Origin of the sequence: Hydrogenovibrio thermophilus, assembly GCF_004028275.1 — a bacterium.
Classification (GTDB): Bacteria; Pseudomonadota; Gammaproteobacteria; order Thiomicrospirales; family Thiomicrospiraceae; genus Hydrogenovibrio; species Hydrogenovibrio thermophilus.
Genome location: NZ_CP035033.1, coordinates 1,128,563 through 1,149,957 on the forward strand (window position 1 = coordinate 1,128,563; position 21,395 = coordinate 1,149,957).

Genomic DNA, 21,395 nt, shown 5'->3' on the forward strand with positions numbered 1-21,395 from the left:
CCAGCCCGACTGCGCTAACGCGCAGCCGGTTAGCTTAAACGTTATGTTTGAAGGAGTTAACGTGCACGATATGTACATCTCAGCTGAAGAGCTACAAGAGTGGTTAAATGAGAGCAAATCTGTTGGTAAACACTTACTTCAGGGATACCGTGGTGCTATTTCAAATATGACTAATGACATTGTTTCTGATCCGCGTAGTGCAAATAACTCTCATATAGTTAACAGCGATTTTTCTCTAAATCCTAAGTATATGATGGGATTTACTCCTTACCCCTCCCAATCAAAATTTATTCTTTCATGTTTGTATGTTTTTCCAGAGCATAGGGGGATTGGTTTGGGGACACATCTGATTTATACAGCACAACAGTTGGTAAAAGATAAAGCCTTTATTCAGGTCGCAGTTGAAGAAAAACAAATTGAGTTTCTTGGTCCTTTTTACAAAAAGCAAGGCTTTAAAACTACTGGTGACAGAATCAAAGATCCTGCTGGAATGGTCTATCAAGATTATTTCTGGGCGAGTTTTCCATTAAAACTAGAACGAGTCGGTAGAACAATTATAGTTCGTTGGTAAAAACAATAAACACAACAAGGTGCTATACCCGATCGCAAGCGGTCGGTCTAGCAATGCAATCAACCAGACGTGTTTCGCCTCCAAGAAATTAAAATTTTAGCTCGCGAAGCCACGTAGGTTATCGCCACTAAGTGTTCAAACCACCAACAACCTCAATCAGGTAAAAGGAGAAGACAATGGAGATACAAGAAAATGAGACAAAAACTGAAGCTTTTGAGGCAGATCTCAGCTTTAAGAGTTTTACCGTAGACGTGAATGCCAAATCGGGCTGGAAGGATACAGGAATAGAAGTTCGAGAAGGAGAAATTATACGTATGGAATGGTATTCAGGCACTTGGCGAGGAGATGTCGGTATGACTAACTGTCCAAAACACGGCCCAGCAGGTCCAACCTGTGATGCTTATACCGCCCTCGCAGGATACCCTCTGCCTGGAGTGGTAGAAGATTCTCTCGTTGGTAAAGTAGGAAACGATGTGTTTTTTGTTGGTGAGCAACTTAGAAAAATATCGAGGACAAATGGGCGTCTTCATTTAACTATCAACGATACAGGGCATCATGATAATGATGGCGTCATTACTATGAAAGTATCTATTGGGCGAAGATAGGAATAACAAGGCAAATGAACTTGGGCGCCAAGAAGCACCGCTTCTTGGCGCCGGAGATTTGCGGCGTATTTCAAAGGAAGAGTTGTGCCGGATTCAGAAATAGCCGATACGATTGAAGCCTACCTGCAGGCAAGAAAGCAGTTAATAAAGATGGGCGAAAAGTATCCTGAAAGGATATCTGGCAATGACAATATGATTGGGCGAATCGGGGAGTTCATTGCGCTGAGATTTTTAGAGAGTTTAGGTCAAAGGCCTAAAAAGGTAACTGGAAAATCAAATCCAGGATACGATTTAGAAGATGGTACTATTCTTACTCAAGTAAAAGTGATAACTGATGAAAATGTAAAAGGTCGGAATGTCAGGTTAAAAAAGCCTTGGAACCAACTTATATTAATAGAGCTTGGTGAGCACTACAAACCAATCAGAATAGGTCAGCTGACCGAGAGAGAACACAACAAGGCGCTTGAAGAAAACGCAACTTGGAGCAATCAGCCAACAGTAAAGTTAACAATGCTTAGCGATAAAGGGATGATTGGTAAATACGGCAAGGTATATGCGGCAGAAGAAATTGAAATATAACGATCCGCAGTAGTCGCTCCCGTTGGTCGCAGAAATAGTTAAAACGCTACGCTTATTTTCCGGCTCCTGTGCGCGGCGTTAAGCAGTTATCTTATGACACTTCATGAAAATCAAGCTCTAATAGAAATATCGTATGGAAGAATGGCTTTGAAAGCTCATTCGATAGAACGAAATTTGGCTATGATTTTAGCTCTGTCAATTGGACAGAATCCTGAGGAATATAATAAATTATTAAAAAGGTATCAAAAATTAACTCTAGGAAAACAGGTCAATTTAGCAAAAGAAAAAAACATTTTTGATGAAGAGCTTTTGTTCGCTTTAAATGATGTTGTAAAAACAAGAAATGAATTAATTCACGATATTGGTGGTTTAGTTGCTGATTCTGCTTTCTCGGATAGGAACTCAAAAGAAATAATTGAATACCTAGCAATTTTTACAGCATTTTTAACTGAAGTATCAAATATATTAAGCCTCGAATTAGAACAAAAATTCGGAAAGGATGTTCTTGATGAGCTTAGAAAAATTGCGGAAGAAGTTGTTCTCAAATGGCATGCATAACAAATTACTCAACCCGACCGCACTAACTCGCGGCAGGTTATTAAACCTTATGTCCTGAACTTAATTATTTGATTTATTTGGTAACATGGTTACAATAATATTGCCTGTTGAATAAAAAGGGATTTAGCCATGAGTCAAGTAATCCGGATTTCTGACAAACTATATGACCGATTAAAAAGTCATGCTGAAGGATTTGATACACCTGCAAATGTAATAGAAAAAATCTTAAATACCTATGAAGCTAAAGGCTTCGAACCTATTAAACAAGTCGAGCAAATAAAAGAAGCCGTTAATCTTGAGATTGACTATTCAGGTTTAAGTGAAGAACAGTTCAAAAAAGAATTAATCAATAGTAAACATTGTTTTGTAACACGTTACTACACAAATGGCTCCCAAGACACTAAGCATTGGAAAGCGAAAAAATTTACTACTGAATCTAGTGTTTCAAGTAATTTACGGTCAGGCCTTTTAAGAGGTTGGCGAGAAAAAGGCATTTTCAAGGCAGAGCTGTTTTTTTGAATAACTTAGTGGTACAAACGAACGCTAATGCACAGTCTTTTATGCGTTACCTAACGGGGACAGCTAATTGAACGTATTTCACCCACAAAAAATTAAGATTTTTCGTATGTGAAGACACGTAGGTTATCAAAATCACATTATAAATTTTAGGAGATAGAATCATGAATCTTAAAAATAAAAAATGGCTTCTACTTCCATTTAGCTTATTAATTGTTTCTTGCTCGTCAGTCACAAAAGTTACGAAAGTAGGAAAAGATACATATACAGTCGGTTCCCAGGTTCGAGGAGGAATGACTAGCTGGGCAGAGGTTAAGCAAATGGCGCTAACTGAAGCGGATGCGTATTGTTCTAGTTTAGGGCAAGAGTTGGTCTCTTCAAACATCGAGACTCATGGAGCTCGTGGCTGGACACCGCAGGAAGCAGAAGTTACTTTTAAATGTGGTTCAAGTAAAGAAGCAACTGTAGAACCATAACAAAGTGATCAAATGCATTCTGACTATTGTAGGCTACGTGAGACAAGCCAACTTCGTTCAATTAGTATTATCAAACCGCAAAGCAGAAAATCTATTCTGGATTTTTACCAGGCCTGGGCGTTTTTTTATGTCTGAAAATCAGCCAAACTTTTCTTGGTTTCCATTACAACTTAATGGCCGAAATGGTATGTTGCAGTTCATTGGCGCGTTGTGACATGGCTTGGCTCAATTGTGCGGATTGATCGGAGAGGGCGGCGTTTTCCTGAGTGAATTGGTCCAGTTGCGATACCGCCTGATTGACTTGTTCGACACTGCTCATTTCCTGAGAGGCGGCCAGGCTGATTTGCGCGACGATGGTCACCAACTCCATAATGGTTTCGTTGATTTCCTGAAAGGAACCGGAGGATTCGTCGGTGAGGTCTTGGCCTTGTTTGACCATTGATAGATTCTGCTCCACCAGTTCTTTGATTTCACTGGACGCGTCGGCGGCTCTTTGTGCCAGCGCGCGCACTTCTCCCGCCACGACGGCAAAGCCGCGACCGTGTTCACCGGCGCGGGCCGATTCCACCGAGGCATTCAACGCCAAGAGGTTGGTTTGAAATGAAATGTTTTCGATTAACTGCACAATGTCGGCGATTTTCTGACTGGCGCCGCTGATTTGATTCATGGCTTCCAACGTCTGTTGCACGATTTGCGAACCGTGGGTGACGTGCGTTTTGGCTTTTTCGCCCAGATCGGTGGCGGTTTTGGCTTCGTCGGCGGTGTTGCGGATGGTGTGCATCAATTGTTCCATGCTGGCGGCGGTTTCTTCAATGGAGGCGGCTTGCTGTTGGGTGCGGGCATTTAAGGTTTGGTTGTCCTGCTCCATGGTTTGGATACTGTCCACCACGGTGTTACTGGTGCTGGCGGTCTGGGTCACAATGTGATGCAGGTTGGTCATGGCTTGGTTGATGTCCTGTTTCAGTGTTTCCAGGTCGCCTTGGTAATCGCCACTGATTTGTTTGGTTAAGTCCCCGTTTGAAAAGGCGTTCATGGTGCGATTGATTTCCGACAGGGCTACATGCAAGGCGGAGACGGACTGGTTCACCACGTCTTTCAAATCATTTAAATCGCCCGGAAGATCGCGCTCGATGCGGTGCGAGAATTGGCCGTTGGCCATGTAGAACATTACTCGGGTGACTTCAGCCAGAGCGCCTTTTAACGTCAGCATGGCGTGCACGCTTTTTTGGACGGTTCGCGTGCCTTGGGGCGTCAGACCGTCGGACAGTTCGTCGAGGTGATCCAACAGGGAAATGTCCACGCCGACCACACCGATGAATTGGTTGTTGTCGATAATCGGCACCGCGAAAGTGGTGAGCAACAGTTCTTTGCCATCGATTTCGTAGACATAAGGTGCGATGGTCTGGTCGGTGCGATGTTGTTTCGGTAAAAGATAAAAATCGCCCAGGCCTGGGACATCGTAGTCCATCAGCGCTTCGACAATCACGTCGTTAGTGTCGGAAAACGCACACACCGGCATGAAGCGTCCGGCGGCATCGTGCCAGTCGCGGTTACGGTGATTGGCGTCTTGCCCGTCAAAGGCATCCGGTTCCCAGGCGCACCAGACGGTGACGTAATTGGGATGGTTTTTCAGGTGGTTTTTCAATAGGTTGATGGCGGTGTCGCGGGAAGCGGATTGACGTTTCAAGGCCAGCAATTCCTGGGCGATTTGCTGCACGAGTCCTTTGGCGTCATCCAAATCCTGGCGTGCGCGTTTGAGGGTCAATTGGCCACCGAAGTCGGCGGTTTGAATGGATTCAATGACCTCGGACATTACGTCGGTGGCGCGGGTGTTCTGGTCCAGGTAGTGTTGTACTTTTTGTTTGACGTCTTCGGGAAGGCGGGTCCATTTGCCGTCATCGAGATTGGACGAACCGGAGGCGAGTTTTTCTATGAAGTCGTCAAACGCGGCGACGGGGCTGTGTTGTTGCCGGAAGGTTTCCAAGTGGCTGTGCCATTCCGGATGGTGTTTGGCCAGGTTGTCATTGTCATCGCTCCATTGTTGGAACACCTGTTTTTGTTGCGCTTTTATTCGGCCTTGGAAATACAGTAAAGACAGTCCCGAGGCGAGCAGCATGACGGGAATGATGCTCCAGGTCAACGGCATATCCGACTGAGTATGGAACAGCGCGGTGAGGCCTGCGCCGAACAGCAGGTTAATCATCAGGGCGGCGATGAGGAAAGATGACATGATTTTTCCTTTTAATATAAAAATATTCTTTAAAGGAAAAAAGCAAAAAGTGTTCTTAATGCTGAAAAAGACTTAAAAATAAGGATGATAGCAATAATAACACTATGATTTATATTGAAATATCGGGTTTGTTTTCGCCCGTAAACAGCGCATTTGCACCAAAATAACCGTTTCTATTGATGACTGGAAACCTGGAAACGCCCAGGCCTGGGTGTTTTGGTTGTTTGCGCTTACAGCCACTTGCGGCGTTTGAAAAGCCAGAATTGCACCGCGACCACCAGGATCAGCGCGGCGGTGAACACGATAAACGCATAGGGGCTTTCGCTACCGGGAATACCGTTGAGGTTGACGCCGAGCAAACCGGTGAAAAAGCCTAACGGTAGAAAAATGGCGGCGATAATCGACAGCACGTACATACGTTCGTTCAATTGTTCGGAAATGCGGCTGAGCACTTCTTCATGCGCAACGGCCGTGCGTTCGCGGACGGCATCGATGTCTTCAATATGGCGAATCAAACGGTCGTTTACTTCGCGCAGTTGCATGCGGTGATCCGGCGTCAACCAACTGACTTTTTCCACCAGCAAGCGGTTCATGGCTTCGCGTTTTGGTGCCAGATAGCGTTTGATGGCTATGGTTTGGCGTCGCAAAGCGGCCAGTTCGGATTTCAGCGTCGGATTTTCGGACGTCAGTGTCTGGGTTTCCAGTTCGGCAATCTGGTCTTCAAAGTCGTCAACGGTGTCGCTCATCATCAGAATGAGTTGGTCGGTCAGGCTGATGAGCAAATCGGCGCTATCGTGCGGGCCCTTGCCTTTTTCCAGACGAGTGGCGAGAGTGTTGACCGACACAAGGTTGCGTTTGAGGGTGGTGATGACCCGGTTGTCGTCCGCCCAGATACGAATGGAGACCATGTCTTCCGGGTCGGCGCCCGGGTTCTTGTTGACGCCTCGTAAAGCCATTAACAGGCCGTCGCCGACACCGACGGTGCGCGGGCGGCTTTCTTCACTCAGGAGCGCGTCGGTAATCAAGTGGTCTAACTGGCTGTGATGGCGCAACCAATCCCGGGTGAGGGGGGCGGAATAGTCCATGTGCAACCACAAACAGCCATCCGACGGTTGCCAGTTTTGCGCCTCCGACCAGGTTAAGCGGCGGCCGCCACCGCGGCCGTCCAGTAAAAAGGCATGTAAAAAGCCGGCATCTTGAGGTGAATCGGACATAAGCGGGTTCCTTGCGTTATGAGCGTGGTTTAAAGCACTGTCATAATGGATGCATGAGAAGCATTGTTTTAGATAGATTGTACGAAATTGCGCAGGAAAGGCCAGGAAAATACGAGAAGGGAATACGGCGCTTGAAACGCCGTATTCAGTGCGAAGGATGTCGGATTATCGGTTGTTTCCGCCGCCCATGCCTCCGCCCATTCCGCCACCTTGGCGCATGCCGTTACCTGGGCCCATGCCACCCCCCATACCTTGGCGGTAGCCCATGCCAGCGCCACCGGCCGGTGGGGAGTCTGGCAAGGTAACGCCTTGTTCTTTGGCGCGTTCCTGCATTCGGGCGTGGTTTTCAGCACGGATTTGGTTACGTTCTTCTTCCGTTTTGGCATTACGCATTTTTTCACGGTGTTCCGCTCTTTCCTGCGGCGTCATGAGTTGACTGCCGTACATTTGTTGTGGGCCGTCTTGTGCGGCGACGGAGATGGCTGGCAAACCGGATAAGGCCAGAACGCTGGCCAGTGTGGATGCGATAAGTAACTGTTTCATGTGATTGACTCCTTACTGAATAATGAAATGATCTGTATTTCAGCAGAAGGTGTCGTACCTAAGGGGGAGAATCAGTTCAGCAAGATCTGCATAAAATACTTATGAATCATAAAACGTTTTGAAATTTCGGGTCAATCGAAATGCAAGGCGATGGCTAAAAATTACGATGTGTCGCATTTTTACCACGGTGGGTTTCTTTTTTGAACAGGATGAGATTGTGGGTTCAGCGGTCTGATTCTGGGAAATGAGGCCCCCAGGTGGTTTCAATCAAGTGTCGGATAACGGCGGCATCGTTTGGAAAAAGTTCGGGTTGTTCGCAACTGTCGGTGCATTTGCGTAATGAGAGCATGGCGTAGCCGTGCACTTGCGACCAGGTGGCGGCAATCAACCATTCGGCTTGGGTTTCGTCGGGCATCAGCTCCCGGCAGGTCGAGGCCAGCGACTCAAAGGTGGCGTTGCCGAGTTCGGTCAATTCGTCAAAGGTTTCGGAATGCCAGTCGAAACGACTGAACATGATGTGAAAGTGTTCCGGGTGGTTTAACGCAAAATGTATATAGGCTTCACCGATACGAAACAGACGTTCTTTGGCGGTTGGCGCTTTGATGTCGGAAAAAGCCTGGTGCATTTTTTTGAAGCCTTCCTCTGCCAATTGGGCCAGAAGGGCTTCTTTATTGGTGAAGTGTCGATATACGGCGGCCGGTGTGACGTCCACGGCCTTGGCAAGGCTGCGAATGGTCAATGGCTTTTCCTGCTTGATGAAATGGAGTCCCACGTTTAACAGGGCTTGTTTGAGGTTGCCATGATGGTAATGCGCCACGGGAGTTCCTTTGAGCGATGTTGAGAAAACAGAAGTTAACAGTGTTTACATTTTAATCGACATGATTATAATGTCAATTGTTAACGGTGTTTACATTGGGCCGAATTATGTCTCAGCCAGTTTTGGAGTAATGGATGTCAAAGAAAATTCTCATGCTTTACGGTCACCCGAAAGAAGACAGCTTATGCTGTGCGCTGGCCGAAGCCTATGCCGACGAAGCGGAGATGCACGGGCATGAAGTCAACTGGCTGAATCTGTTTGAATTGGATTTCGACAGTACACCCAACGGCCTTGAAAATCCGGAAGACCTCGAACCCGATATTCGTCAAGCCCAGGCCTTATTACAAGACAGCGATCATCTGGTGTTGGTGTACCCGATCTGGTGGGGCGGCATGCCGGCCAGAGTGAAGGGGTTCTTGGATCGGGCCTTCGCCAGCGGTGTGGCGTTTCGTTATACCGAAAAAGGGCGCTTGGTGCCGTTATTGAAGGGCAAGACGGCGGATATTCTCAATACGTGCGATACGCCGAAAATCGCTCAGTGGTATTTTCTGGCCGGAGACCGTTTACAGATGAAACGGGCCGTGATGGGGTTTTGCGGGGTCAAAGTGCGCCATCACCGCCGTTTTGGCGCGGTGATTGGCAGTGATGCGGCACAACGCTCACGCTGGATTAAACAGGCCGGGCAACTGGTAAAATCCTTATAGACCGGTCAATCGTTTTGCAGGCGCTTGCCGTTCGGATTCGGGCGCATGGTCAGCAGGTTTTCCACCGCGTGTTGGTCGTATCCTTGCCGTAAAGCGTACTGCGCCAGTTGATTGGCGCGCTGCTGCAAATCGACGGGGTCGACGCCGTTTTCAATCGCTTCTTCCAAGCACCCGGACAGCATTTCCAACGTATCGACTTCTTCTTCGTCTTCTCGTAAACCCGTGTCGTTCAAACGGATTAGGTTGAGGTCGAAGCATTCCAGAAGCTGGCGGGCTTTTAGGGTTTGTTTGATGTCAATGACGTCGTGATCGCTAGGAGAATTTATTGATTTCATCTGGTGCCTCCGCTGGTTTCGAACCGGTCACGGTTTCATATTAGCGGTTTTTGGCAGAGTGGTAAATGCAATCGTCTCTTGAAAAGGCGTGTGAATGGCCTTATCTTACCTCCAAAGAGAATGAAACGGGAGAGTGGAACGGATTCCACAGGGTAAGCATCTGAGTGAATGTTATGGCGCGTTTTTTGAAATGGTTGGTGTTGATAACGGTGGTGGCCGGAGTGGTGGCTATCACTTGGTCATTACGTGAGGAATTCCGTGAAACGGACGCCCCCGCCATGACTGACTCGCCAAGTCCGGTTGAATCGCCGGACGTGGATTCCGGGATCGAATCGGTTGCGCCGGTGAAAGTGCCGCCCACCATTGATGAAGCGCCGTCGCAAGAGGAACTGGAGGCGCCCTTGAACTTAAGGTTGCCGCAAAAAGACACTTTGCCATCGCATGATGGGCCGCAAATGAAAGCCGCCGACATTCCGTTGGATGGGCCTGAAAAAGCACCGTCCATCAACGATTTATTGCCGGATAAGCCCATCGAAAAACGGGTGTTCAATTACAGCTATGAAGGGGCGGATAAAGACGATGAAGACAAATACAATGTCAAATTGGGCGTTCAGGATGAGGATGTGAAGGTCAATGTCGGTGTTGGGGTGCAAACCGGTGAAAAACGCACGGATTTGAATTCCATTGATATTGAAATGAAACTGCCGGAATCATCCAAATAAACCAGGCCTGGCTGTTTTGGGGATGGCCGTTTTTGTGTGGAGCCGAATCTGACGAAACTCTCTGACGAAACTCTGAATCCGGTTCGTGTCGGTTTCTTTTTGCCTTGCGCTATGCTAGGGTGCTCATCTGTACTTCTGAAAATACTCGACTAAGGACACACTATGCGATTGACTCTCTCCCTTTCCAGATTTGTTTCGGTCATGGCCCTGGCGGCTTCCATTTCGCTTGGCGGCCAGGTTATGGCTCAGCCGCCGATGCCGCATAGTGGTGGCGGAGGCATGCCGCAACTGACTGAAGAGCAAAAGCAGTTGATGATGGAGGTTCAGCAAACCCAGCAGGCGTTGCAGAAAACCCAAGAGCAGTTGCGAGCGATTCAAGACAAGGTTTATCAGTCAAATCCGGATTTGGTCAAACAAAAGGACGCCTTGCAACAAGCCATTTCGAAAAAAATGTCTTCCGGTGGTTATGATGCCGATAAAGAGTTGGATGCGTTGAAAGCGATGGTGGATAAATACAACACCGGACAGGAAAAGCCGACGCAAGCCGAAATTCAAGACTTCCAAAAACGTCAACAAGCCTTCCAAATGCGTCAGCAGCAAGCGTTTCAAGACCCGGATATCCGTGCTAAGGCAGAAGCCTTGCAACAGAACCTGAAAGCCAAAATCCAAGCGTCCGGTCCGGAGGGTAAAGCGCTGATTGCAGATTTGGAAAAACAAGTCCAAAAACTGGAGACATTACGCGCAAAAGCGGCGACCATGATGAAAAGATAACTTTCTTCGTATTCCAGCGTAATGTTTTAGCAATCCTTTCTGAATTTCCGTTAAACTAACGCATAATTATGCGTGTTACCGGCATGTATCAGACACTCAAATAACCATAAAGACCGAGAGTGGCATGCCGATACAACCCTTTGACGTTCAAACGGAAATTCTCTATGTCTAAAAAAACATTGTTTCTGGCGATTTGTTGCATCTCTTCAAGTTTTCTTTCGACGGCCCAAGCGGCCGATACCAGTGCCAAACCGAAACGCCCTTTGCCCAGTGTGGTGGTGCAAACGGTCGATACCAAAAATGTTTCCCCTGAAATCAAACAGTCCGGTCGAGTCGAAGCGATTCAAACCGTGGACTTGCGTGCCCGTGTGGAAGGCTTCCTCTTAAAGCGTAACTTCGTGGAAGGCACGATGGTCAAGGAAGGGGACGTGCTGTTCAACATCGAGAAAGACACTTATCAAATCGCCTTGAAAGAACGTGAAGCCGATCTGATGAGCGCCAAAGCGACCTTGAAGAACAACGCGGCCGACTTGGAACGTAAAAGGGACATGCTGAAAAAGGACTTGATTTCCCAGTCGGACGTGGATGCGGCCGAAGCGGCACGTGATACCGCCAAAGCACAGGTGAAATTGTCGCAAGCGGCGTTGGAACAAGCCAAATTGAATTTGAGTTACACCGATGTGGTCAGCCCGATTGACGGCGTGATCGGCATTGCCAACTACACCAAAGGCAACCTGGTCAAGACCACCAGTGATCCGCTGGCGACCATCACCAGTGTCGACCCGATTTACGTGTCGGTGGAAATCGGCGAAAAGAAACTGCTCCAAACCCGCAATCTGCAAATGCAAAACGGTGATGAAAACCTCAAGGCGGTGCCCACCCTGGTGTTGTCGGATGGAACGACATACAACCATAAAGGCGAGTTTACCTATATGGGGCCGGAGGTGGATATGACCTCCAATACGGTTAAGGTGCGCGCCACTTTCCCGAACCCGGAACATACCTTACGCCCGGGACAATATGTGACCGTATCCATTGGTTTGAATAAGCAAAACATTCTGCCGGTGGTGCCGCAGGAATCGGTTCAGAAAGACAAAAAAGGCTATTTTGTCTTGGTGGTGGATGCCAATAGTAAGATTGAAGAACGGCGTGTTGACGTCGGGCGTCAAATCGACGGCGATTGGGCCATCAAATCCGGTTTGAAAAAAGGCGAGCAGGTTGTGGTACAAGGCCTGCAAAAGGTCCGCCCGGATATGAAAGTGAATGTTGTTGAGGCGAAGGGAGCAACGAAATAAATGTTTTCAGCTTTCTTTATCGATCGTCCTAAGTTCGCGCTCGTCATTTCCATTGTCATCACCTTAGTCGGTTTCATCACCATGAAACTGATGCCGGTGGCCGAGTTCCCTGATATTACGCCGCCGGTGGTCAGCGTCACCACCACCTACCCCGGGGCCAGTGCCGAGGTGGTGGAAGAGTCCGTCGCCATTCCGATTGAAACCCAGGTCAACGGTGTGGAAAACATGCTCTACATGTCTTCCAACAGCAGTAACAGTGGTTATTATTCCCTGAATGTTTCCTTCGATGTCGGTACCGATCCGGACATTGCCGCCGTAAACGTCCAGAACCGGGTCGCGTTAGCCCAGCCGCAATTACCGGCTGACGTGACGCGTCAGGGTGTTTCGGTGAAAAAGCAATCCAGCAGTATGTTGATGATTATCAATCTGTCCACCAAGGAAGGGGACAAAGACGGCATCTGGTTGAGTAACTATTCATCCATCAACATGGAAGATTCGCTGGCACGTTTGCCGGGGGTGGGGAACGTGTCCCAGTTCATTACCCTGGATTACGGGATGCGGATTTGGTTGGACTCGCTGAAAATGCAAGCCTTGGGCATCACGCCGCAAGACATTTCCAATGCCATCGAATCGCAGAATATTCAGGCCTCGGTCGGACAGATCGGTGCAGCGCCATATGGCGAGAAAAAGCCCGCGTTCCAGTATACGTTGCAAGCCAAAGGGCGCTTGGCGGAAGTCTCCGAATTTGAAAACATTATCGTTCGTGCCAACGACAACGGTTCCGTGGTGTATATGAAAGACGTCGCACGCGTGGAACTGGGGACTCAGGAATACGACGGTTCGACCTACCTGAACAATAAACCGACCGCTTCCATTGCGATTTACCAGTTGCCGGGCGCCAACTCCATGGCGGTGGCCGATGAGGTCTATAAAGAGCTGGAAGTCTTGTCTAAGCGCTTCCCCGAAGGGCTTATGTATGAAGTGCTTTACGACACGACGGCGTCGGTCAGGGCATCCGTCGAAGAGGTCGTCAAGACACTCTTTATCACCTTTACGCTGGTGGTCATCATCACCTTCCTGTTCCTGGGTGATTGGCGAGCGACCCTGATTCCATCGATTGCGGTGCCGGTGTCTTTGATCGGGGTTATGGCGTTGCTTTATGTGTTCGGCTTCTCCATCAACATGATTACCTTGTTTGCGTTGATTCTCGCCATCGGGGTGGTGGTGGATGACGGCATCATCGTGGTCGAAAACGTCAAGCGGATTCTGGCGGAAGGCGAAACCGATGTCCGTCGTGCCACCCGTGAAGCCATGCGTCAGGTGACCGGGCCGGTGGTGGCGACAACCTTAGTGTTGTTGTCGGTGTTCTTGCCGGTATCCTTTATGCCGGGGATCACCGGGGAGTTCTATCGACAGTTCGCATTGACGATTGCGATGGCCGTGGTGATTTCCTCGATTAACGCCTTGACCTTATCGCCAGCACTGTGTCGTTTGTTGCTGCGTCCCGAAGATGCCGAACCGAAAGGGTTCCTGGGCTTGTTTGCCAAAGGCGTGGATAAGGCGCGTGACGGTTATGTGGCCGTGGCGAAACGCATGATTTCCCGTTATAAAATGAGCATGCTGGCGTTTTTGCTGTTTGTGTTTGGCGCCGGTTATATGTTCCAAAACGTGCCGTCCGGTTTCTTGCCGACCGAAGACCGTGGAGCCTTGATGGCGAATATCCAGTTGCCGGACGGTGCATCCTTGCAGCGGACCACCGACTTTACCCGTAAGGTGTCCGACAGCTTGGGTCAAATCAAAGGGGTGCGGGACGTCATTGTCATCAACGGTTACAGTATCATGTCCGGCTCGGCGTCCAATGCGGCCTTTGTGGTTTTGTCGCTGGAAGATTGGAGCAAACGCGCGGACAATCCGGCCAAGAAAATTTTGCGTGAAGCCAATATTCGCCTGAGTACATTCCCGGAAGCCGATTCCTTCGCCTTCTCGCCGCCTGCTATCAGTGGTCTTGGGGTGGCGGATGGTCTGCAAGGGCAAATTTTGGATTTGGCCAGCGGGCCTTCCAGTGAGTTGGCTTCCGTGACCCGTGGCTTGATGTTTAAGGCCAATCAGGTTGACGGCATCCAGCAAGCGTTTTCGACCTTTTCCGCGGATGTACCGCAATATTATCTTGATATCGACCGTGAAAAAGCGCGGGTGCTCGGGGTGGAAATTTCCGATATTTTCAATACCTTGCAATCGAATCTGGGTTCCTTGTACATCAACGATTTCAACCTTTATGGCAAAACCTATCGCGTCATTATCCAGTCCGAAGCGGATGAGCGGATGGCGATGTCCGATTTGGACTTGATTAAAGTGCGCAACAAAAACGGCAATATGGTGCCTTTGAGTTCCGTGGTCGAATCCAAGCCAATTATGGGGCCTTTGTCGATTCCTCGCTACAACATGTATCGTACGGCGTCCTTCTCCGCGCAAACCGGGGCGGATTTCAGCTCCGGTCAAGCGATTGACGCCTTCGAAAAGTTGGCCAAGGAAGAAATGCCGAAGACCTATGAAATCGCCTGGACGGGGATGACGTTACAGGAGTTGGAAGCCGGCGACTTGGTGGTGTTCATCTTTGCCTTGGCCATTCTGTTCGCCTATCTGTTCCTGGTGGCTCAATATGAAAGTTGGTCGGTCCCCATGTCGGTCATCACTTCGGTGGCGATTGCGGTCTTCGGTTCCTTGTTGCCGCTGTATTTGCTGCCGGGCATGGACAATAACCTCTATACCCAGATCAGTATCGTTCTGATGATCGGTTTGGCGAGTAAGAACGCCATCTTGATGGTGGAATTTGCCAAAATGCGGCGTGAAGAAGGGGAAACCGTTGTCAACGCTGCGATTGATGCCGCTCACCTGCGTTTCCGTCCGTTGATGATGACCGCTTTGGCTTTCCTGTTAGGGGTTCTGCCGTTGCTGTTCGCCACCGGTGCCGGTGCGGTGAGCCGTTATTTCGTTGGGGTCACGGTCATTGGCGGCATGTTGTTTGCCGCGGCCATTGCCGTCTTCTTTATTCCGGTGCTGTATGTGTTCTTCCAAAGCCTGCGTGAAGGGGTTAAAACCAAGCTGTTCGGAATGGATCCGGACCGGGCCGCGGGTATTCCGGAAGTGCATGACGACGACCTGAAAAAGGCCTGACGGTTTGGTTAAAGAGGCATGAACTGAGTGCTTCGCTTGAATTGAAAAAAACGCCCAGGCCTGGGCGTTTTTGCTATTTGGGGAACCCGTTCTAGCGGGGGAAGGCGCCGTTGTTGATGTCGATGCAGACGCCGTTGATGTACTCCGGCGAGTCGGTGCCAAGCCAGCCAATGGTGTCGGCGACTTCTTTGGCGGTGGCGAAACGTCCGGAAATGGTGTTTTGTTTGAAGGCCGCCCGGCGAGATTCGGGAATGACATCCAGCATATCGGTTTCCGCGGGGCTGGGGGCGACGGCATTAATCAGCACGCCTTGCGGCCCGAAAATTTTCGAGAAGCTTTTGGTGGCGTTGATCAGGCCCGCTTTACTGATGCCGTACCAGACGTCCGGATGGCCGATTTGCCCGGCAATGGAAGCGTTATTGACAATGCGGCCGTGGCCACGTTCGGCCATGCGCGCGCCAATGATTTCCATGAGGCGAACCGGCGCTTCCAGGTTCAAACGCATCAATTGATCGATTTTCGCTTGCGGGTAATCGTGATAGGGCAGGGAGTGCATGACACCGGCATTGTTGACCAGTACATCAATCTGACCGAGATGGTCGATTAATTCCGGCAAACTTTCCAGGTTCTGCAAGTCGTAAGCCAGCGTGGTGACGTGGTCCGAGCCGGAAAGTGGAAAATTGTCGAAATCGCGCGCCAGCACGATTACACGGTGCTGTTTGCCCAAGAAATAACGACTGGTTTCCAGACCGATGCCTTTATTGCCGCCGGTAATTAACACGGAAGGGCGTTTCATGGCCGTCCTCACGGTTTGACAATTGACAGATGATCAACATCGATTTCTGGCGTTTTCAGGAAATCTTTTTCGACTTCGCCACGGATTTCCACCAGCGTGTCGGCTTTAATCGGGTCGGAGGTGAAGAGGTCGTGATCGATTTCGACGCGAATTTCGCCGGTGTCGTCCTTGAAAATATATTTGTCGCTGGACACCTGCTGAGTCAGATACCCTTTCAGGACGACGAATTGGTCATCCTGAGGGTTTGCAAGAATCTGTTTGACGCTTCGAGGTTGGTCTTCACTGGAAGGGCCGACATAAGCGGCATTGACTGAAAAACTCAAAAGCAAGGCGCCGACAAAACCGGCAGCGCGTGTCATGGAACGAAATGGCATGGCGTTTCTCCAAGTGTGTGAAAATGAATCATGGCGGTTCATGGAACCAACAGCATACCCGAAACCGGCCGGTCTGCAAAGCGTCTGAGCGAGGGAAACGGGTTCAAAGCCATTATCGTTGCGTAGAGTTCGGTTATTGTGCAAACTTAATGAAACCCGAAACTTTCTAAACCTGTTTAAATTGTGTACGAGGTCGAATATGCCGTTGATTCAAATCACCTTTCCCGAAGAGACATTCCGTGCCGAGCAGGAAGCGCAATTAGCCGAGGAAGCCACTGAGGCTTTGCTCAAGCTGGAAGGCATGGCACAAAACCCCAAAGCACGGATGCTGACCTGGACCTATCTCAATAAACATCCGAAAACGACCGGATTTGTCGGCGGCAAACCGATGCACAAACCGCATTACCGTTTCGATGTGACGGTGTTTGAAAACACCTTGGACGACGACCGCAAAGCCCGTTTGACCCATGAATTGACCGAGTGCGTTTTACGGTTGGAAGGCACCGATCATAATGTTCTCAATGCCGCGCGTGTCTGGGTACTGTTTCATGAAGTGGCCGACGGCAACTGGGGCGGCGCCGGGCAAATCTACCATTTGGCCGAACTCATGAAAATGATGCAGTCGTAATCAATCGTCCAATTCGTTCGGTTGCATTCAGAGCGGTTGACGTTTCATCAATTGAGCGTTGATGGCGACAATGACGGTGCTCATTGACATCAGAATGGCACCGGCGGCCGGTGATAACAACAGGTCCCACTTCATTAAAACGCCGGCAGCCAATGGAATGGCGACGATATTGTAACCGGCCGCCCACCAAAGATTTTGTACCATCTTGCGATACGTTCGTTGCGACAGACGGGTGATTTTGGGAATATCTCGCGGATCGGAACGCACCAGAACAATGTGGCCGGCTTCCACGGCGACATCGGTGCCTGCGCCAATGGCGATGCCGACATCGGCGGTGGCGAGTGCCGGTGCATCGTTCACACCGTCGCCCACCATCGCCACCCGTTGCCCTTTGGCTTGGAGCGCTTCAACTTGTTTGGCTTTATCCTCCGGCCGAACTTCGGCCATCACCGTATCAATGCCAAGCTGTTGGGCCACGCTGTCGGCCACTGCCTGAGCGTCGCCGGTGAGAATGGCGACATTCAAACCTTGTTGATGTAAGGATTCGATGGCTTCCCGGCTTTCGGGGCGAATCGCATCCGCCACGATAAAGGTCGCGATGGCTTGGCGGTCACGAATCAGAAAGATGGCGGTTTGCGCGTTTTTTGAAGCCTGATCAGCGGCGTCTTTCAACGGCTTGGGCAATTCGATATTTTCACTTTTCAATAATGCATTGCCGCCCATTTGATACGATTTTCCGTCCAGTTGTGCGCTCACGCCTTGGCCGGAAATGGCTTGGAAATGTTCGACCTTCGGCCAGGACAATTCACGTTCTTTGGCGGTGTTCACGATGCCTTGGGCAATGGGGTGCTCGGATTCCGATTCAATCGCGGCAGCGATTTTTAAAAGGGATTCATCCGATTCCGTATCCCGTGTTGTGCAATCGACCACGCGGAATTCTCCCAGCGTGAGCGTTCCGGTTTTATCGAAGACCACCGTGTCGAGTCGACGGGCTTCTTCCAGGCCGCGTCGGTCCCGTATCAGCAGGCCATGTTGCGCGCCCATGGTGGTGGAAATGGCTACCACCAGCGGCACCGCCAAGCCCAGAGCATGCGGGCAGGCGATGACCAGAACCGTCACCACGCGGATAATGGAAAAGTCCAGCGATGCGCCGGCCCATTGCCAAGCGATCAGGGTGACGACCCCGCTGGCAATCGCAACGGCGGTCAGCCATTGAGCGGCACGGTCGGCAAGATGCTGGGCGCGGGATTTGGATTTTTGCGCTTCGGACACAAAGCGCATGATGCCGCTGAGTTGGGTGTTGTCGCCGGTGTGGGTCACGCTGATTTCCAAGGAGCCGGAACCATTCACCGTGCCGGCGATGACCGTATCGCCAGGGCTTTTTTTGACCGGCTGCGATTCGCCGGTAATCATCGATTCGTTGACGTCGCTTTCGCCGTTTTCGATGGTGCCATCCACCGGCAAGCGTTCGCCTGGCCGGACGCGGACACGGTCATTTTCCGTCAGTTCGGCGACGGGCACGTCCTGCTCGCCCTTGTCGGTCAGTTTGGTTGCAGTGTCCGGTAAGAGTTTCGCCAGGGCTTGCAGAGCGCCTTGGGCCTGATGGATGGAGCGCATTTCAATCCAGTGGCCCAGCAGCATGATGACAATCAATGAGGCCAGTTCCCACCACAAAGGTTGGGCGTCCAGCCAGTTCAGTTGTACCACCCAGGAAAACAGGAAGGCGACCAGTATCGCCAGGGAAATCAAGGTCATCATGCCCGGTAATTTGGCCTGCAGTTCGTGCCAGGCCGACTGCAAAAATACCCGACCGCCGTAAACAAAAATCAAGGTGGATAATATGGCGGGAATCCAGGTCGAACCCGGAAAATCGGGGGCTTGGAAACCTAATAAGGACTGGATGTGCGGGGACCAGATGACGACGGGAACCGTCAGCCAGAAGCTCCACCAGAATTTCTCGCGGAACATGTCCGGAGAGTGGCCGGCGTGAGCGTCGTGCTCGGAAGAATGGTGGTGGCTGTGCGTTGCGTCCTGCATGGGGCCTCCTTTTCGACCAAGTTTAATATCAAAACGGAATTCAAAATGGAATTCAAAACAAAACATAGGGTCGAGCCTCTATGCTAAAACACTTTCTTTGCCGGGTCAAAATGTCCTCAGCGGCGAATTCGACGGAACCTAAAAATGCCCAGGCCTGGTCGAAAGTGTTGTTTTTAAAATAAAAGTATTGAGGTTTACGGTTTCATTAGAAATTTTTAAATAAGAAGCGTAAAGTAAAAGTCTCGGCACTTGTGATGCACTCGACCGCTTGTCGGTCATGAGGGCAAAGGAGGCGCGATGCAGCGGTTGGCAAAGTTCTATCGGTGGTTTTTACTGATGATGGCGCTGGTTCTATTGGTTCAGAGCCCTGCGCTGGCGGAGACGTCGGCAAAGTCCAAATCACCGGAAGTGATTCAACTGACGGTGAATGATGCCATCGGTCCGGCCACGGCGGACTACATTGAACGTTCGTTGGCGAAGGCGGAGGCCCGGCGCGCCGAATTGGTGGTGTTGCGACTGGATACGCCCGGCGGTTTGAGTTCGTCGATGCGTGACATTATCAAACACATTGCCGCGTCCAGTGTGCCGGTGGCGACGTTCGTCGCACCGTCCGGCGCGCGTGCGGCCAGTGCGGGCACCTATATTCTTTTCGCTAGCCCGGTGGCGGCCATGGCCCCCGGCACCAATCTCGGCGCCGCCACGCCGGTGCAAATTGGCGGCATTTCATTGCCGAAACCATCTCAAGACCCATCGGAAGAATCTGCGAAACCCAGTCAACCTCAAGACGCCTCAAAACGTAAAGCCGTCAATGATGCGGTGGCCTATATTCGCGGGTTGGCGGAGCTGCACGGGCGCAATGTCGATTGGGCGGAAAAAGCCGTTCGGGAGGCCGCCAGCTTGCCCGCACAGGAAGCTTTGGCGTTGAACGTGATCGACTTGATGGCCGACAACACCTGGGATTTATTACAGCAACTTGACGGGCGTGAAGTGCAATTGAATCAGCGCCGGCTGGTGCTACACACCGCCGGTGCGGAAGTGGTGGAGATGCCGCCGGATTGGCGTAGTGAGTTGTTGAGTGTGCTCACCAATCCGAATGTGGCCTATATTCTCTTGCTGGTCGGGGTGTACGGCATTATTTTCGAATTTCTCAATCCGGGCGGCATCGTGCCGGGAACCATCGGCGCCATTGCCATCGTCTTGGCCTTGTATGCCTTTCAACTGCTGCCCATCAGTTATGCGGGCATGGCGCTGATTCTGCTCGGCATCGGTTTGATGGTGGCGGAAGCCTTTGAACCCAGTTTCGGCATTCTCGGCATTGGCGGGGTGGTGGCGTTTGTCATCGGTTCGATTATCTTGATGGACACCGATGCGCCGGGGTTCGGCATCGATTTGTCGGTCATCGTGACTTTTGCCGTGCTAAGTGTGTTGGTCGTGGCGGCGGTGGTGCATCTGGCATTTAAATCCTATCGTCAGCCGGTGGTCAGCGGCTTGCAGGAATTGGTCGGGAGTGAAGCGGTGGTCTTAACGGATTTCAACGGCAAGGGGCAAGTCATCGTTCACGGCGAACATTGGCAAGCGGTGTCCGAGGTGCCTTTGAAACAGAATCAAACGGTTCGCGTGACGGGCATGAAACACCTGACTTTGCAGGTCATGCCGATTGAAACGGATTCAGCTACAACAGAGGAGGCGACATCATGACGGCTTATGCTTTATACATCGTACTGGCGGTGGTGCTGGTTTTTTTCGTCAGTGCCATCCGTATCCTGCGCGAATATGAACGCGGGGTGATTTTTATGCTCGGGCGTTTCTGGAAAGTGAAAGGGCCGGGGTTCATTTTGGTGATTCCAATTATCCAGCAAATGGAAAAGGTTGATTTGCGGACGGTGGTGATGGATGTGCCGAGTCAGGACGTGATTTCGCGCGATAACGTGTCGGTGCATGTGAACGCGGTGGTGTATTTTCGGGTCATTGAGCCGGATAAAGCCATTATTCAGGTCGAACACTTCAACGATGCCATCAGCCAATTAGCGCAGACCACTTTGCGGTCGGTGCTGGGGCAGCATGAATTGGATGAAATGCTGTCGGAGCGGGATCGGTTGAACGCCGATATTCAGACGGTGTTGGATCAGCAAACCGACGCCTGGGGCGTGAAAGTCAGCAATGTGGAAATCAAGCACGTCGATTTGGATGAAAGTATGATTCGCGCCATTGCCAAACAGGCCGAAGCCGAGCGGACGCGACGCGCGAAAGTCATCCATGCGCAAGGGGAAATGCAGGCGTCGGAAAAACTGTTCGAAGCGGCACAAATCCTTTCCAAACAGCCGCAGGCATTGCAATTACGTTATTTGCAGACCTTGACGGAAATTGCCAATGATCGTTCCAATACCATTGTGTTCCCGCTGCCGATGGAAATGGTGGATTCGCTGTTTAAACACGGCAAATAGCCTCGA

The 21,395-nt window shown here is 50.5% G+C and carries 22 protein-coding genes; 14 read left to right on the forward strand and 8 right to left on the reverse strand.

Annotation, left to right across the window (positions count from 1 at the left end):
- Positions 1 to 70 precede the first annotated feature (70 nt).
- The 6 genes from EPV75_RS05235 (at position 71) to EPV75_RS05260 (ending at position 3,305) form a co-directional block, all read left to right on the forward strand.
- Positions 71 to 571, forward strand: coding sequence for a GNAT family N-acetyltransferase (locus EPV75_RS05235; protein ID WP_225972425.1), 501 nt, complete (start codon positions 71 to 73; stop codon positions 569 to 571).
- 176 nt (positions 572 to 747) lie between these two features.
- Positions 748 to 1,176: a hypothetical protein gene (locus EPV75_RS05240; protein ID WP_128384693.1), complete on the forward strand. Its 429-nt coding sequence runs from the start codon at positions 748 to 750 to the stop codon at positions 1,174 to 1,176.
- An 84-nt stretch (positions 1,177 to 1,260) separates the two neighbouring features.
- Complete coding sequence (locus tag EPV75_RS05245) at positions 1,261 to 1,755, forward strand: hypothetical protein (protein WP_128384694.1); 495 nt, start codon at positions 1,261 to 1,263, stop codon at positions 1,753 to 1,755.
- Positions 1,756 to 1,848: 93 nt separating this feature from the next.
- Positions 1,849 to 2,313 carry a hypothetical protein gene (locus EPV75_RS05250; protein WP_128384695.1) on the forward strand — a complete coding sequence of 155 codons (465 nt, stop codon included), beginning with the start codon at positions 1,849 to 1,851 and terminating at the stop codon, positions 2,311 to 2,313.
- A gap of 129 nt (positions 2,314 to 2,442) precedes the next feature.
- Complete coding sequence (locus tag EPV75_RS05255; protein ID WP_128384696.1) at positions 2,443 to 2,832, forward strand: hypothetical protein; 390 nt, start codon at positions 2,443 to 2,445, stop codon at positions 2,830 to 2,832.
- 161 nt (positions 2,833 to 2,993) lie between these two features.
- On the forward strand, positions 2,994 to 3,305 hold the full coding sequence (locus EPV75_RS05260) for a hypothetical protein (RefSeq protein ID WP_128384697.1): 312 nt from the start codon (positions 2,994 to 2,996) through the stop codon (positions 3,303 to 3,305).
- 163 nt (positions 3,306 to 3,468) lie between these two features.
- Here EPV75_RS05260 and EPV75_RS05265 read toward each other — a convergent pair whose 3' ends face one another.
- From EPV75_RS05265 to EPV75_RS05280, 4 genes are all read right to left on the reverse strand, one after another.
- On the reverse strand, positions 3,469 to 5,535 hold the full coding sequence (locus EPV75_RS05265; RefSeq protein ID WP_128384698.1) for a methyl-accepting chemotaxis protein: 2,067 nt from the start codon (positions 5,533 to 5,535) through the stop codon (positions 3,469 to 3,471).
- Positions 5,536 to 5,765: 230 nt separating this feature from the next.
- On the reverse strand, positions 5,766 to 6,749 hold the full coding sequence (zntB, locus tag EPV75_RS05270) for a zinc transporter ZntB (RefSeq protein ID WP_128384699.1): 984 nt from the start codon (positions 6,747 to 6,749) through the stop codon (positions 5,766 to 5,768).
- A gap of 165 nt (positions 6,750 to 6,914) precedes the next feature.
- Positions 6,915 to 7,292 carry a hypothetical protein gene (locus EPV75_RS05275; protein WP_029937783.1) on the reverse strand — a complete coding sequence of 126 codons (378 nt, stop codon included), beginning with the start codon at positions 7,290 to 7,292 and terminating at the stop codon, positions 6,915 to 6,917.
- Positions 7,293 to 7,515: 223 nt separating this feature from the next.
- Complete coding sequence (locus EPV75_RS05280) at positions 7,516 to 8,109, reverse strand: TetR/AcrR family transcriptional regulator (protein WP_128384700.1); 594 nt, start codon at positions 8,107 to 8,109, stop codon at positions 7,516 to 7,518.
- A gap of 134 nt (positions 8,110 to 8,243) precedes the next feature.
- On the opposite strand from EPV75_RS05280, the gene EPV75_RS05285 reads away from it, so the two are divergent.
- The gene (locus EPV75_RS05285; RefSeq protein WP_128384701.1) at positions 8,244 to 8,813 is read left to right on the forward strand and encodes an NAD(P)H-dependent oxidoreductase; all 570 of its coding nucleotides are present in this window, start codon (positions 8,244 to 8,246) and stop codon (positions 8,811 to 8,813) included.
- 5 nt (positions 8,814 to 8,818) lie between these two features.
- On the opposite strand, the gene EPV75_RS05290 is transcribed toward EPV75_RS05285, so the two are convergent.
- Positions 8,819 to 9,148 (reverse strand): hypothetical protein, encoded by a 330-nt coding sequence (locus EPV75_RS05290; RefSeq protein ID WP_128384702.1) that lies wholly within the window; start codon positions 9,146 to 9,148, stop codon positions 8,819 to 8,821.
- 173 nt (positions 9,149 to 9,321) lie between these two features.
- On the opposite strand from EPV75_RS05290, the gene EPV75_RS05295 reads away from it, so the two are divergent.
- The 4 genes from EPV75_RS05295 (at position 9,322) to EPV75_RS05310 (ending at position 15,110) form a co-directional block, all read left to right on the forward strand.
- Complete coding sequence (locus EPV75_RS05295) at positions 9,322 to 9,870, forward strand: hypothetical protein (RefSeq protein WP_128384703.1); 549 nt, start codon at positions 9,322 to 9,324, stop codon at positions 9,868 to 9,870.
- 162 nt (positions 9,871 to 10,032) lie between these two features.
- Positions 10,033 to 10,641, forward strand: a complete 609-nt coding sequence (locus EPV75_RS05300) for a hypothetical protein (protein ID WP_128384704.1) — start codon at positions 10,033 to 10,035, stop codon at positions 10,639 to 10,641.
- A gap of 164 nt (positions 10,642 to 10,805) precedes the next feature.
- Positions 10,806 to 11,936 carry an efflux RND transporter periplasmic adaptor subunit gene (locus EPV75_RS05305; protein ID WP_128384705.1) on the forward strand — a complete coding sequence of 377 codons (1,131 nt, stop codon included), beginning with the start codon at positions 10,806 to 10,808 and terminating at the stop codon, positions 11,934 to 11,936.
- Positions 11,937 to 15,110: an efflux RND transporter permease subunit gene (locus EPV75_RS05310; RefSeq protein WP_128384706.1), complete on the forward strand. Its 3,174-nt coding sequence runs from the start codon at positions 11,937 to 11,939 to the stop codon at positions 15,108 to 15,110.
- Between the two features lie 91 nt (positions 15,111 to 15,201).
- Here EPV75_RS05310 and EPV75_RS05315 read toward each other — a convergent pair whose 3' ends face one another.
- On the reverse strand, positions 15,202 to 15,906 hold the full coding sequence (locus EPV75_RS05315; protein WP_128384707.1) for an SDR family NAD(P)-dependent oxidoreductase: 705 nt from the start codon (positions 15,904 to 15,906) through the stop codon (positions 15,202 to 15,204).
- An 8-nt stretch (positions 15,907 to 15,914) separates the two neighbouring features.
- A complete protein-coding gene (locus EPV75_RS05320) occupies positions 15,915 to 16,280 on the reverse strand; it encodes a NirD/YgiW/YdeI family stress tolerance protein (protein ID WP_128384708.1) in 366 nt (121 codons plus the stop codon).
- A 199-nt stretch (positions 16,281 to 16,479) separates the two neighbouring features.
- Between EPV75_RS05320 and EPV75_RS05325 the strand changes: the two genes are divergently transcribed.
- The gene (locus EPV75_RS05325) at positions 16,480 to 16,908 is read left to right on the forward strand and encodes a tautomerase family protein (RefSeq protein ID WP_128384709.1); all 429 of its coding nucleotides are present in this window, start codon (positions 16,480 to 16,482) and stop codon (positions 16,906 to 16,908) included.
- Positions 16,909 to 16,935: 27 nt separating this feature from the next.
- On the opposite strand, the gene EPV75_RS05330 is transcribed toward EPV75_RS05325, so the two are convergent.
- Positions 16,936 to 18,945, reverse strand: coding sequence for a heavy metal translocating P-type ATPase (locus tag EPV75_RS05330; RefSeq protein WP_225972408.1), 2,010 nt, complete (start codon positions 18,943 to 18,945; stop codon positions 16,936 to 16,938).
- Positions 18,946 to 19,242: 297 nt separating this feature from the next.
- Between EPV75_RS05330 and EPV75_RS05335 the strand changes: the two genes are divergently transcribed.
- Both EPV75_RS05335 and EPV75_RS05340 read left to right on the forward strand, forming a co-directional pair.
- Positions 19,243 to 20,643 (forward strand): NfeD family protein, encoded by a 1,401-nt coding sequence (locus EPV75_RS05335; protein ID WP_225972409.1) that lies wholly within the window; start codon positions 19,243 to 19,245, stop codon positions 20,641 to 20,643.
- A complete protein-coding gene (locus EPV75_RS05340; RefSeq protein WP_029937796.1) occupies positions 20,640 to 21,389 on the forward strand; it encodes a slipin family protein in 750 nt (249 codons plus the stop codon). The genes EPV75_RS05335 and EPV75_RS05340 overlap by 4 nt, the downstream gene beginning before the upstream one ends.
- Positions 21,390 to 21,395: the final 6 nt, after the last annotated feature.